The organism is Flagellimonas marina, assembly GCF_042651185.1.
GTDB lineage: Bacteria > Bacteroidota > Bacteroidia > Flavobacteriales > Flavobacteriaceae > Flagellimonas > Flagellimonas marina.
In genome coordinates, this window is record NZ_JBHSCL010000007.1 from 454,953 (window position 1) to 468,321 (window position 13,369).

Annotated in this window: 10 protein-coding genes; 6 read left to right on the forward strand and 4 right to left on the reverse strand. The window is 42.5% G+C overall.

Translation table 11 applies throughout. From position 1 onward, the window contains the following. Positions 1-3: 3 nt before the first annotated feature. The 4 genes from ACFOWS_RS13245 to miaB all read right to left on the reverse strand — a co-directional run bounded on the left by ACFOWS_RS13245 (position 4) and on the right by miaB (position 4,317). Positions 4-918, reverse strand: coding sequence for a hypothetical protein (locus tag ACFOWS_RS13245; RefSeq protein ID WP_379765292.1), 915 nt, complete (start codon positions 916-918; stop codon positions 4-6). Between the two features lie 5 nt (positions 919-923). Then, positions 924-1,451 carry an LptE family protein gene (locus tag ACFOWS_RS13250; protein ID WP_379765295.1) on the reverse strand — a complete coding sequence of 176 codons (528 nt, stop codon included), beginning with the start codon at positions 1,449-1,451 and terminating at the stop codon, positions 924-926. Positions 1,452-1,479: 28 nt separating this feature from the next. Beyond that, entirely contained in the window at positions 1,480-2,751 is a 1,272-nt protein-coding gene (locus ACFOWS_RS13255; protein WP_379765297.1) for a sigma-54 interaction domain-containing protein, read from the reverse strand. A gap of 102 nt (positions 2,752-2,853) precedes the next feature. Continuing rightward, entirely contained in the window at positions 2,854-4,317 is a 1,464-nt protein-coding gene (gene miaB / locus ACFOWS_RS13260; RefSeq protein ID WP_379765299.1) for a tRNA (N6-isopentenyl adenosine(37)-C2)-methylthiotransferase MiaB, read from the reverse strand. A 143-nt stretch (positions 4,318-4,460) separates the two neighbouring features. Between miaB and ACFOWS_RS13265 the strand changes: the two genes are divergently transcribed. From ACFOWS_RS13265 to porM, 6 genes are all read left to right on the forward strand, one after another. Continuing rightward, the gene (locus ACFOWS_RS13265) at positions 4,461-5,714 is read left to right on the forward strand and encodes an LVIVD repeat-containing protein (protein WP_379765301.1); all 1,254 of its coding nucleotides are present in this window, start codon (positions 4,461-4,463) and stop codon (positions 5,712-5,714) included. A 118-nt stretch (positions 5,715-5,832) separates the two neighbouring features. Further along, positions 5,833-8,316: a type I DNA topoisomerase gene (topA, locus tag ACFOWS_RS13270; RefSeq protein ID WP_379765304.1), complete on the forward strand. Its 2,484-nt coding sequence runs from the start codon at positions 5,833-5,835 to the stop codon at positions 8,314-8,316. Position 8,317: 1 nt separating this feature from the next. Continuing rightward, positions 8,318-9,475 carry a formimidoylglutamase gene (locus ACFOWS_RS13275; RefSeq protein WP_379765306.1) on the forward strand — a complete coding sequence of 386 codons (1,158 nt, stop codon included), beginning with the start codon at positions 8,318-8,320 and terminating at the stop codon, positions 9,473-9,475. A gap of 121 nt (positions 9,476-9,596) precedes the next feature. Further along, positions 9,597-10,976: a T9SS ring complex lipoprotein PorK/GldK gene (gene porK / locus ACFOWS_RS13280; protein WP_366587425.1), complete on the forward strand. Its 1,380-nt coding sequence runs from the start codon at positions 9,597-9,599 to the stop codon at positions 10,974-10,976. A gap of 82 nt (positions 10,977-11,058) precedes the next feature. Further along, positions 11,059-11,715, forward strand: coding sequence for a type IX secretion system motor protein PorL/GldL (gene porL, locus ACFOWS_RS13285; protein ID WP_366587427.1), 657 nt, complete (start codon positions 11,059-11,061; stop codon positions 11,713-11,715). Between the two features lie 65 nt (positions 11,716-11,780). Continuing rightward, a complete protein-coding gene (gene porM / locus ACFOWS_RS13290) occupies positions 11,781-13,352 on the forward strand; it encodes a type IX secretion system motor protein PorM/GldM (protein WP_379765309.1) in 1,572 nt (523 codons plus the stop codon). Positions 13,353-13,369: the final 17 nt, after the last annotated feature.

The following is a 13,369-nucleotide window of genomic DNA, read 5'->3' on the forward strand; positions in this document are numbered from 1 at the left end:
ATCTTATTCTTTTTCTTTCTGCAGCTTCTTCACCGCCCGAATTTGGTCTGCAAAGAAACCACTTTTTTCTGGATATTTCAAACTCAATATTTTAAAGGCTTGAATGGCCTTTTTGTACTTCTTTTGTTCCAGATAAACCTTGGCCAAAGTCTCCGTCATCAGCTCGTTTTTATCGAACTTGGTAGATGCTTTGATGTCGATTTTGGGATTGGTATTTTCCTTGGGGACAATCTTGGGATTGTTTTCTATGAACTTGTCCAAGAGATCAAACTTTTTCTTCTTTTCCAATTCATCCATGACATCCTCTTCGGGTTCTTTCTCGGTAGATTTGGAGGTCAATTGTAGCCATTCGGTAAAAGAGTGCTTTTCCTTTTTGGTGAAGGGAATTGGTTTGCCAAGGTTCAAGTCATTTTCTGAAGTGGTTTCTTGTTTAGCCTTGGGAGATTCTTCTTTTTCAACTGCTTTTTCCTCTTCTTGATTTTCAGGAGATTTGGATTTGAACAAGGCAGGGTTCAATATCTGCTCGGCATCCTGAATGTTTTGGGGAAGCGCTACTTCCTCAGCTTCCACCAGCATGGCATTCACATTTTCACTGGGTTCAATTTCTTCGGAAATGGCATTTTGGTCTTCCAATTTTGACCGTCGTCCCGCTATGGTATCGGCAATGTTGTTTTGGATAAATTCCTTCGATGTGATGTAATCAAAAAGTACATCCCTATCCGCCGTATGGGCCGCTGCAACTTTTAACGCGTTGTTGTATTTGTAGCTATCAAGATTTTTAAGTCCCTTTAAATGCAGTGCACGGGCCGCCTGAAAATACGGATACTCCTCAATGATATCTTCCAGTTCCCGAGTTTGTTTTGGGGATAGGATGGTATTTGAGTTTTGAAGAATCTGTATAAAATCCGATACGTTCATAGTAATTACCAATTTCCCAAGGAAGCATTAAAAATATCTTGGGTAAGTCGATCAAAGATTTCTTCGTGGGCAGCCGCCTGTACCGAGGTCAGTGAAGCTGCTGCATCAAAATCGTAAAAAAAGGAAAAACGGCGTTCAAAATCCGCATCTTCCTTGGTGTTGTTAAAAAACCGAACATTTACGCTCATGGTAAGCCGGTTTTGAGCGGTTCGTTGATCGGCAGTTGCCGTCATGGGCACCACCTTGTATTCCACAATTTCTCCTTCGTACAACAAATCACCGTTGTTTCCGGTAAGGGAAAGGCTGGTGAGGTTGTTGATCAAATCTTGTAAGGCCAAGGTAAAATCCCGATCCAAACCGGGAACAATGATGGAACTTGGGGATTGATCTGCATAATTTTGGAAGAAATTCACCTGAAAGGTCGTAGCAGTTCCAATATCGGCCCCAGAAAAATTATAAGCACCACAACTGTATAGACTTAGGATCAGTGCAAAAAGTCCAACTTTAAAACCGTTTTTTCTCTTCATTCTCATTTCAATTTGGTGTAGTAAAGTTGGCAATTTACAAATCGTATTGTTTTATTTTTCGATACAAGGTACGCTCTGAAATCCCCAATTCGGCAGCCGCTGCTTTACGTTTTCCGCGGTTGCGCTCCAGTGATTTTTTTATCAGCTCTATTTCCTTTTCCTGTAAAGATAGGGTTTCTTCTTCTTCAATTTCTTCCGCAAAATGATAGCGGTCTTCTTGAGGCTGGGGAATATGTGCCGGTTTCTCTACCACGGGTTCGGGTAAATGGAGGACTTCGGCCATGCTTTCTTCGGCTTCTATGTCTTCTTCTTCCTTATTTCCGTATATTTTGCGAATAAGGGTTTCATTTTCTTCCTGAACCTTTTCAGAATTGTCGTTCTTCAATAATTCCAGAGTGAGTTTTTTTAAATCGTTCAAATCACCTTTCATGTCGAACAAAACTTTATACAAAATCTCCCTCTCGTTGCTAAAATCTCCCTCTTTTTTGGTCTGTCCTACCACGGCAGGTAGATTAGAGGTGCTGGCGTTGGGCAAATAGCCGTTCAATGTTGATGCGGAAATGGTCCTATTTTCTTCCAGCACTGAAATCTGTTCAGCAATGTTTCGGAGCTGCCTAATATTTCCCGGCCAGCGGTATTTGGTCAACAAGTGAACAGCATCATCTTCTAACCGAATGGTGGGCATTTTGTATTTCTGTCCAAAATCCGAGGCAAACTTTCGAAACAGCAAATGAATATCATCCTGACGTTCCCGAAGAGGTGGGATATTGATTTCCACAGTGCTCAATCTATAATAAAGATCTTCTCGAAACTTTTCATTTTTGATGGCCTCGAACATGTTGATGTTGGTAGCCGCCACAATGCGAACGTTGGTCTTTTGCACTTGGGAAGAACCCACTTTCAAGAATTCGCCATTTTCCAAGACCCGAAGCAAACGAACCTGGGTTGTTAAGGGAAGCTCCCCGACTTCATCCAAAAAAATGGTTCCACCATCGGCCACTTCAAAATAACCGCTGCGGGTCTGGGTGGCTCCGGTAAAGGCGCCTTTTTCGTGACCAAACAATTCACTGTCAATGGTTCCTTCTGGGATGGCTCCACAGTTAACGGCAATGTACTTGGCATGTTTGCGGTGCGATAGGGAATGGATAATCTTTGGTATGGCTTCCTTTCCCACCCCACTCTCTCCGGTCACCAAAACTGAAATGTCCGTAGGGGCTACCTGCATCGCCTTTTCCAATGCCCGGTTGAGCTTTACATCGTTTCCAATGAGCTCAAAACGCTGTTTTATTGATTGTATACTTTCCATTTATGGTACTCCTGAAAAAGCAGGAATCTTTATTGTTTTGTTGTTGAATTCCGCACGGTACTTCGACTACGCTCAGTATCCCAGCGGAATGACAAACGATTCTTAATTATTTTTTGAGTACCCCACTGCCTCACCGATTAGCGTGGCAGAGGTGCATTCATTGATCTTTACATTCACAAAATCGCCTATGTTGTAGTGTTCTTTAGGAAATACCACCACTGTGTTTTGTGAATTACGGCCCATCCAATGCGCATCGGATTTTTTGGAAGTACCTTCTATAAGGACTTCTTCCGTTTTTCCCAAATGTTGTTGGGTGCGATAATGGCTGTGCTTTTGCTGTAGTTCGATGATTTCCGTAAGGCGTCTTTTCTTTATGGCTTCAGGAACATCATCCTCCATTTTTCGCTCCGCGAGGGTACCGGGCCGTTCGGAATAGGCGAACATAAAACCAAAGTCGTACTTCACATATTCCATCAGGCTTAAGGTGTCCTGATGGTCCTCTTCGGTTTCCGTGGGGAAACCCGTTATCATATCTTGACTAATGGCACAATCTGGAATTATTTTTTTGATGTTGTCGATCAACTCAAAATATTCCTCGCGGGTGTGCAGTCGGTTCATCGCCTTTAAAATACGATTACTCCCACTTTGCACGGGCAAATGGATGTAGTTGCAGATGTTTTCATATTTAGCCATAGCCTCGATGACATCCAAGGTCATATCCTGTGGATTGGAAGTGGAAAAACGAATGCGCATTTTGGGCTGAGCCTCGGCCACCAGTTCCAAAAGTTTGGCAAAGTTTACCGAAGTAGCCTTCTGCATATCCGAAGCTTTTTCATAATCCTTCTTCAATCCGCCACCATACCAAAGGTAACTGTCCACATTTTGCCCAAGCAAGGTGATTTCCTTAAATCCTTTTTCCCATAGCTCGTTTACTTCCTGTAAAATGGACTGTGGGTCACGACTGCGCTCCCGACCACGGGTAAAAGGCACCACACAGAACGTGCACATATTATCACAGCCACGTGTAATGGAAACAAAGGCGGTAACGCCATTGGAGTTCAATCGTACCGGAGCCACATCACCATACGTCTCGTCCTTGGAAAGGATGACATTGACCGCATTTCGGCCTTCATCAATTTCTTGGATGAGGTTGGGTAGGTCTTTGTAGGCATCGGGGCCTACCACCATGTCCACTATTTTTTCCTCTTCCAGGAATTTGCTCTTGAGTCGTTCCGCCATGCAGCCCAATACACCCACCTTCATTCCGGGATTGGTCTTTTTTACCGCGTTGAATTTTTCCAAGCGTTTGCGAACGGTCTGTTCGGCCTTTTCACGAATGGAACAGGTGTTCACCAGAACCAAATCGGCTTCATCCAATATTTGGGTGGTATTGAATCCTTCCTTGGCCAAAATGGAAGCCACAATTTCACTATCGGAAAAATTCATCTGGCACCCATAACTTTCAATGTAGAGCTTACGGGTGTTCTTATGGTTATTTTCCAAGGTCAAAGTGCTTCCTTGCTGGCTTTCGTCTATTATTTTTTCTACGCTTTCGTCCTTTATCATATTCGTACAATGGGCTGCAAAGATAATGGTTATTCCATTTTAGTGACAATTTGGCAGTTAAAATTTAACCAAAAATGTAACGCAACTTTTTTAGCTTTAATTTATCTAATGACCACAGTTTCAATCAGAAAAAACAAACGCAAATGAAAACGAAAATCCTATTTCTACTCTCTTTGACCGTACTGTTCTTTGTCTCCTGCGACAAAGATGATTCCAATGGCGAATACGCTGATTACCTGGTGGCGCGTCCGCTGGTGATCAGCAAGGCCGAGTTTGCTACGAGTGTTGATGTGGTTGCCCCAAGGCCAGTTAATGAATCTGGAAAGGTTTACACCTATCAAGATTATATTTTTATCAATGATATGTACCAAGGTATCCATGTGATTGATAACAGTAATCCCTCACAACCTGTAAAAATTGCCTTTATCACAATTCCCGGGAACGTGGATATTTCGGTGAAGGACGATTATTTGTACGCAGATAGTCTCATGGACTTGGTGGTTATTGATATTTCAGACATCAACAATATAGTATTGGTCAACCGATTGGAAAATGTGCTATATGGAAATGTTTTCTTTCCGTTTGAAGCAGATTTGGTGGAAGACACTAATTTTGATTATGAGTCTGAGATGATCATTGGCTGGGAGACCACTACCGAAAGAAGACTGATTTCAGAAGTTGAGGCACAAAACGGAGGGTTTGTATTTAGGGAGGATTTTGCCCTTGCCAATGATGCGTCAGGAGGTACGGGGCAAGGTGGTTCTTTGGCACGGTTTAAAATTGTAAATGATTATCTCTACGCTGTGGACAGTCATAATATTAATGTGTTTAATATTTCCGATTTGGAAAATCCGCAGAATTTGGATGATGTTTATGCCGGTTTCGACATAGAGACCATTTTTTATAACGGCACGTATTTGTTCTTGGGAAGTATGCGCGGCATGTATATTTATGATATTGCCGACCCCGCTGCACCGTCCTTGATTTCAGAATTTGAACATGGCACGGCCTGCGACCCTGTCGTTGTGGATGGAGATTATGCCTATGTTACCCTTAGGGGTGGCAATGGGTGCGGTGCTACAGAAAGTGGCTTGTTCATTGTGGACATTTCCAATATTGAAAATCCAGAATTAGTAGTACAATATCCCATGGACGGTCCTTATGGCTTGGGAATCAAAGGTGAAAAGATCTTTGTGTGCGATGGGGAATCTGGACTCAAGGTCTATGATAAAACCGATATTATGGATTTAGTGGAGTTAAATCATTTTGAAAATATTGTTACGTTTGATGTCATTCCTTTGGAAAACCATTTGATAATGGTGGGTGACGGCATCCTCTATCAATATGAATATTTAGACAACGATATTAGGCTCATCAGTCAGATAGGGCTTAACTAAAAAGCACAATATCAATTGTAAATATCCCGTTTTTAGCGGGATATTTTTTTGATAAGAGTTTTGTAAAAAATTCAAAATCGAATTTTTGATATACTTTTGTTACCACAAAACCTAGTGCATGCCAAAGAATTTAGTTATTGTTGAGTCCCCCGCAAAGGCAAAGACCATAGAACGATTTCTAGGAAAAGAATACCAAGTAGAATCCAGTTTTGGACATATTGTAGACCTTCCGTCCAAAGAACTTGGGGTTGATGTAGAAAACGATTTTAAGCCAAAATATACAGTTGACAAGGAGAAGAAGGCCTTGGTGAAAAAACTCAAGGACCTTGCCCAAAAGGCCGATACCATATGGTTGGCCAGCGATGAGGACCGGGAAGGAGAAGCCATTTCTTGGCATTTGGCGGAGACACTGAATTTGGACAAGGATAAGGTAAAGCGGATTGTTTTCAACTCCATTACCAAATCAGCAATCCAAAAAGCGATAGAGAATCCAAGAGAAATCAATTACAACTTGGTAAATGCCCAGCAGGCCAGAAGGGTCTTGGACCGATTGGTAGGGTATGAACTTTCTCCGGTATTGTGGAAAAAGATAAAGCCGGGACTCTCCGCAGGTCGGGTACAGTCGGTGGCGGTTCGGCTGATCGTGGAACGCGAACGCGAGATTGATGCCTTTACACCCGAAGCATCCTTCCGAATTAAAGCTGAATTTAAAACAGAAGAAGGAAGTGTTTTTTCGGCAAAGCTCAACAAGACCTTTCCAAGTAAGGAAGCAGCAGAAGCATTCTTGAAACAAAATATGGGAGCCGATTTTTCGGTGGCTAACTTGGATAAAAAGCCGGCCAAGAAATCGCCAGCACCACCATTTACCACTTCCACTTTGCAACAGGAAGCTTCCCGTAAGCTGTACTTTTCGGTGAGCAGAACCATGCAAGTGGCCCAACGCTTGTACGAAGCGGGTCTCATTACTTATATGAGAACGGATAGTGTAAATCTTTCCAATGAAGCTTTGGCCGCGGCCAAGGATGCCATTTTGGAGAATTATGGGGAGGATTACAGTCAGGTGCGGAACTATACAGGAAAAACGAAAGGAGCGCAAGAGGCCCATGAGGCCATTCGCCCTACAGATATGAAATTGCAGTCCCCTTCGTTGGAGCGGGACCAGTCAAAATTATATGAACTGATTTGGAAGCGAACCCTTGCTTCGCAAATGAGTGATGCCCAGTTGGAACGTACCAATGTTAAGATTCAGGCGAATACACACCAAGAAGAATTTACCGCCAATGGAGAGGTGGTTAAGTTTGATGGTTTCCTTAAAGTGTATTTGGAAGGAACCGATGACGAAGACAGTGCTGAGGAACAAGAGGGAATGCTTCCAGCCATGAAAGTGGGCGAAGCATTGCAAAATGTTTTCATTTCTGCCACCGAACGATTCACAAGACCGCCGTATCGATACACGGAGGCTTCCTTGGTAAAAAAACTGGAAGAATTGGGAATCGGACGACCATCCACTTACGCACCGACCATTTCAACCATTCAAAACAGGGGGTATGTGGAAAAAGGAAGCGTGGAAGGTTCAGAGCGGAACTATATTCAATTGCTTTTGGAAGAAGGCAAACTTGCTGAAAAGAAACTATCTGAAATGGTGGGTTCCGACAAAGGAAAATTGGTGCCAACCGATATCGGAATGATCGTGAACGATTTTTTGGTGAGTCACTTTACCAAAATCCTCGATTACAATTTTACGGCACAGGTAGAAGAAGACTTTGACGAGATTGCTTCGGGCGAGGAAGATTGGCAACACATGATGAAGTCTTTCTACAAGGAGTTTCATCCCAATGTAATCGAAGTTGAGGAGAATGCGGAACGTGCCAGCGGGGAACGTGTGTTGGGTACGGACCCAAAATCGGGCCGACAAGTGGCTGCAAGGTTGGGCCGTTTTGGCCCCATGGTCCAGATAGGAACTGTGGATGAAGAAGAAAAACCATTGTTCGCAAGCTTATTGCCCGATCAATCCATCAATACCATCACCTTTGAAGAAGCCATGGAGCTTTTCCAATTGCCACGCAAGCTCGGTGTTTATAAAGGAGAAGAGGTGGAGGCCAATGTAGGCCGTTATGGTCCTTATGTTCGATTTGGGAAAAAATTCATTTCACTCGGTCAAGGAGAAAGTGCTTTTGATGTAGATTTGGATAGGGCCATTGAATTGATCAAGGAAAAGGAAAAAGCAGATGCCCCTATCGCAAGTTATGAAGGGAAGGAAGTTACCAAAGGTAAAGGTCGATTTGGACCGTTCATCAAATGGGATGGAATGTTCATCAATGTGAACAAAAAATATGATTTTGATAATCTTTCCCAATCCGATATTGAACAACTCATTGAGGACAAAAAGAAAAAAGAAGCCGAAAAGGTAGTGCAGGAATGGCCAGATGAAAAAATTAGGATTGAGAAGGCCCGATGGGGAAGACACAATATTATTAAAGGTAGGGTAAAAGTGGAATTGTCCAAAGATGTGGATGCCACCAAAGTTTCGTTGGAAGAAGCCAAGGCCCTATTGGAAAAGAAAACTCCTAAGAAAAAAGCCAAGTCAAAAGCTAAGAAATAATATGGCATTCGATTTTTTGGTTCCTGTGAAGGATAAAGTGTTGGCACATTCTGAGTTGCTGCCGGAACAGTCATTGGGCAAAAACATCCACGTACATACCGAAAAGGATGGACTCCCAGTGTTTGCCCACGCCGATGTAGCCATTTTTGGCGTATTGGAATCTAGAAATGCATTTGAGAAAAAAACCGAGCTATTGAATGTGGATGAAATCCGGATTCAGCTCTACCGCCTTATGATGGGCAATTGGAACTCCACTATCATCGATATTGGGGATGTGGAAGAGGGTGATACCGTGGATGACACCTATTTTGTGGTGAAGGAGATTGTAGCAGGCCTACTTGAAGAGAACATCATACCTATTATAATTGGTTGCACCCAAGACATCACCTTTCCTACCTATCGGGCGTTTGACAAGATCAAGGAAATGGTGAATCTGGTCTCCATAGATAGTCGGTTCGATTTTGGCGAGGATGACGAATTGATTTCTTCGCATTCCTATATGAGTAAGATTATTACGGATAAACCCAATAATCTTTTTAATTTTTCCAACATTGGTTACCAGAGCTATTTCAATGCACAAGAAGAGATAGATTTAATGGAGCGTCTGTTCTTTGATGCCTATCGCCTGGGAGACATTGCTGCCAATTTGGAGCTGACCGAACCGGTTTTACGAAGCACGGATATTGTTAGTTTGGATTTACGTGCCATTCGCGCCTGCGAAATGGGATTGTCCAAAAACTTTTCCCCCAATGGTTTTACTGGAAGGGAAATCTGTACCATTGCCCGATATGCTGGTATCAGTGACCGTGTCTCCTTGTTTGGCATCTACGAAGGGGAGAATTCCCATCAGGCGTTTCAAATGATTGCCCAGATCATTTGGTACTTTATAGAGGGGTTGAGCTTTAGGATCAAGGAAACCCCAACTTCAAAGAGTGAGGATTTTACAAAGTTCACCGTACCCACCGATACCGAGGAACTGGTATTTTATAAAAGCCATGTTACCGAAAGATGGTGGGTAGAAGTCCCATCAATTTTACCTGAACATACTAAAACAAATTCGGTTGCGTTATTACCTTGCACCGAAGGGGACTATTTGGATGCTTGCAACCAAAACATTCCAGAAAGGTGGTTCAAGGCCTACAGAAAGGGCTTTAACTAAACAAATTAATTTTTGAGCATTAATTGGTTTTACACAATAATTCATTCAAAAAGTAGTTTTGAGAGTAATGAATTTGTGTAGAGCAGTTTATAATCTTGAATCGAATAATTTAACCTAAAGTATGAGAAAGCTATTCTTATCATCTATAGCACTTGTTTTTTTACTCAGCAGTTGCGGGTCTAAATCAAGGTCAAAAGGTGAGTTAGTTGGGGCCCCTGGAAAAAAATGGCATCCGGAGAAACCATATGGAATGGAACTGATTCCTCGAGGCGCCTTTGTTATGGGAAAAGCCGATGAGGATCAAGCAAAAGTTTTGAACGCACCTACAAGAACGGTTACCGTACGTTCATTTTATATGGATGATACGGAAATCACAAATAGTGAGTACCGTCAGTTTGTAGAGTGGGTAAAAGATTCCATTGTTAGAACCAGATTGGCCATTTTGGCCGATGAATTGGGCATAGGCCCAGAAGATGAAGGTATTGGTGAGTATGCTTTTAAGGATACGGACACCACCGAGCTTTCTGTGTATGACAAGTATATGCTCGATAACTATGCCGGAATGGGAGCCACAGGATATGAAGGCAGAGCATTGAATACTGATGTTGATTTGGTATGGGATACGTCTGAATACCCAGATGAGTACTATGCCGAGGTAATGGATTCCATTTATCTTCCAGAAGAAGAGAGCTACAATGGGTTAAGGTCTATAGACGTTACCAAATTGAAGTACAAATACAGCTGGATGGACATTGAGGCTGCTGCCCGTGCCAGAACCGGAAGTAGAAAGGATTTCATAAAACATGAAGAGCTAGGGATTTATCCAGACACCACCGTGTGGATCAGGGATTTTGAATATTCCTATAACGAACCCATGCACAATGATTATTTTTGGCATGATGCGTACAGTGATTATCCCGTTGTGGGGGTAAACTGGATGCAGGCCAAAGCATTTTGCAATTGGAGGACCAAGTTTAAGAACGATGACCAAAAAAGCCGAGGAAAGCAATTCGTGAACCAATTTAGGTTGCCAACCGAAGCCGAATGGGAATACGCCGCCAGAGGTGGAATTGAAGGAGGAACATACCCATGGGGTGGACCGTACGTAATTAGTGATACGGGATGCTTTATGGCCAACTTTAAGCCTCAACGTGGTGATTACGCAGCAGATGCTGCATTGTATACCGTGGAAGCAAAATCTTTTGAGCCCAACGATTACAACTTGTACAACATGGCCGGTAACGTATCGGAATGGACAAATTCAAGTTTTGATGCAGGTGCTTACGAATATTTGTCCACCATGAACCCGAACATCGGTTCCCAGAACAATCAGCGAAAAGTGATTCGTGGTGGATCTTGGAAAGATGTGGCCTACTTCCTGCAAGTAAGTACACGTGATTATGAGTACCAAGATTCAGCAAGAAGCTACATCGGGTTCAGAACCGTTCAGGATTACATGGGAGAGGAAGACTCCACAAACGGAGCACGAAGCGGATTATAACAGATTAAAAGAAAAAAAGAACACTATATAAATAAACCAGTAACCAAATACTTATTTATATAACTTAATTAAAACTAGAATTATGGCACAGTCAAAATCAACAAAAAAGCTGTTTAACATGGCCTACGGGCTTGGAGCATCGGTAGTAATTATTGGTGCATTGTTCAAGATCCTTCACTGGGAGTTTGGACCACTTACAGGTGGACTTCTTCTTGCAGTTGGACTTATTACTGAAGCATTGATCTTTGCGATCTCTGCATTTGAACCAGTAGACGACGAATACGATTGGTCTTTGGTATACCCAGAATTGTCTGGTGGTCAAGCAGATTCTAAAAGAAAGCAAGATGCTAAAGACGCCAAAGAAGCTGAAGGAATCCTTTCCAGAAAATTGGATGACCTTTTAAAAGAGGCCAATATTGATTCTGAGCTTTTCTCAAGCTTGGGTGAAAGTATCAAGAGTTTTGAAGGTGCTGCCAAGAATATTGCTCCTACCACAGATGCAATCCAGCACACCAAAAAATACTCTGAGGAATTGTCTCATGCCGCTGCTCAAATGGAATCTTTGAACAGCCTTTACAAAGTTCAATTGGAAAGTGCTAGTCGTCAAGCTTCCATCAACGAGGAAGTAGTTCAGAATGCTGGTGCATTAAAAGAGCAAATGGAATCTTTAGCTACCAACCTATCTTCTTTGAACGGAGTATACGGTAATATGCTAACTGCCATGGGCGGAAGAAACTAATTAGGGTTTTTAGTTGATATACCAAACCCCAAATCAAATTAATTTATAATTCTAATTAGATAAACATGGCATCAGGAAAACAAACGCCACGTCAGAAGATGATCAACCTTATGTACTTGATCTTCATCGCGATGTTGGCCCTTAATATGAGCAAGGAAGTACTTGCCGCTTTCGGACTTATGAATGAAAAGTTGGAAACTTCCAACACCAATATGGACGAAAACAACTCTAACTTTTTTGCAAGCTTGGAAACCAAAGCTTCAGAAAACGAGGAGGAGTATGGCGAGCTGTACAAAGACGCTCAAGAGATCAAACAACTTTCAGATAACTACTACAGCTATTTGGAAGGATTGAAGAAAGAAATGACCGCAGATTTGGAAGATCCAAAAGACTATGTGGTTATGGATAAATCAGACTACTTGGACCAGAAATTTTTCCAGGGTGACAATTTGGGCCCAGAAGGAAAGAAGTTCATGGACCAAATCAATGCCTACCGTGAAGGTGTGATCAACGCTTTGCCAGAAGGTGAGTTTGAATCATTAAAATCTGCAGTAAAAGCTCGTTTTGCTACTGGAGATGAAGATGGTAAAGTTGAGAAAAGAGACGGTACACGTCAAGATTGGATCAACTATCACTACGAAGGTTTCCCATTGGTAGCCTCTTTAACAAAGATGACCCAGTTGCAGGCCGACATTAAAACCACTGAGCAAGAGGTATTGAAAACCCTTTTGGAAGGTGAGTTGACCGAGGCTGTATCCTTGACCAACTTTGCCAGTGCATTGTCTGCTCCAAAAACGGCTTACTATTCAGGCGAAAAGTATGATGGTAAGATCATTGTTAGCAAAACTGACAAGACGTCCACTCCTGTAAAAGCTGAATTGACTTTGGACGGAAGACCCTTGACCGAAGGTAAAGATTACGAATTGGAAGCTGGTGGGATCAAAATGTTGATCAGTGCTGGTACACCTGGTGATCATACCATTAAAGGAACCATGACATACATGCAAGATGGTAACGAGGTGCCTGTAGAAGTGAACAATACTTTTGCAACCATCTCCATGCCTAACGCAGCGGTTATCTCTGCTGATAAAATGAACGTAGTGTACCGTGGTGTGGCCAACCCAATGACTATCTCCATCCCTGGTATTCCTGATAACAAAGTGAATGCTTCTGCACCTGGTCTGACCAGAAGAAGCGGAAGCCAGTATGTGATGAACCCAGGTACAGGTAGAAGTGTAACCATTACTGCTTCAGGAACATTGCCTGATGGTAAAGGTATCTCTACCAAGTCTGAGTTCCGTATCAAGGATATTCCAAGACCAGCAGGTACTGTACGTGGTGAATCCGGTAGTATTCAAATGCCAAGAAGAAACTTGGAGATTTCTACCATCGGAGCCATGTTGGAAGACTTTGATTTTGATTTGAACCTAGCCGTTGGCCAGTTCAAGTTCAAAGTACCAGGTCAACCTACAGTAGTGGTTAACGGTAACAAATTGGACAACAGAGCTAAATCTGCCTTGAGTAGAGCTGGTAGAGGTGATGCTGTTCAGATTTTCGATATCCAAGCTTACATCACCAACAACAAGACGTACAAGTTGAAAAAGGTATCTCCTGTTGTGGTTGAGATTACAAACTAATAAAGTATACAAGTGAT

What these genes read in the sequence shown, in the direction of transcription:
- ACFOWS_RS13245 (WP_379765292.1), bottom strand. Translation starts at nt 918, where the DNA reads ATGAACGTATCGGATTTTATACAGATTCTTCAAAACTCAAATACCATC.
- ACFOWS_RS13250 (WP_379765295.1), bottom strand. Translation starts at nt 1,451, where the DNA reads ATGAGAATGAAGAGAAAAAACGGTTTTAAAGTTGGACTTTTTGCACTG.
- ACFOWS_RS13255 (WP_379765297.1), bottom strand. Translation starts at nt 2,751, where the DNA reads ATGGAAAGTATACAATCAATAAAACAGCGTTTTGAGCTCATTGGAAAC.
- miaB (WP_379765299.1), bottom strand. Translation starts at nt 4,317, where the DNA reads ATGATAAAGGACGAAAGCGTAGAAAAAATAATAGACGAAAGCCAGCAA.
- ACFOWS_RS13265 (WP_379765301.1), top strand. Translation starts at nt 4,461, where the DNA reads ATGAAAACGAAAATCCTATTTCTACTCTCTTTGACCGTACTGTTCTTT.
- topA (WP_379765304.1), top strand. Translation starts at nt 5,833, where the DNA reads ATGCCAAAGAATTTAGTTATTGTTGAGTCCCCCGCAAAGGCAAAGACC.
- ACFOWS_RS13275 (WP_379765306.1), top strand. Translation starts at nt 8,318, where the DNA reads ATGGCATTCGATTTTTTGGTTCCTGTGAAGGATAAAGTGTTGGCACAT.
- porK (WP_366587425.1), top strand. Translation starts at nt 9,597, where the DNA reads ATGAGAAAGCTATTCTTATCATCTATAGCACTTGTTTTTTTACTCAGC.
- porL (WP_366587427.1), top strand. Translation starts at nt 11,059, where the DNA reads ATGGCACAGTCAAAATCAACAAAAAAGCTGTTTAACATGGCCTACGGG.
- porM (WP_379765309.1), top strand. Translation starts at nt 11,781, where the DNA reads ATGGCATCAGGAAAACAAACGCCACGTCAGAAGATGATCAACCTTATG.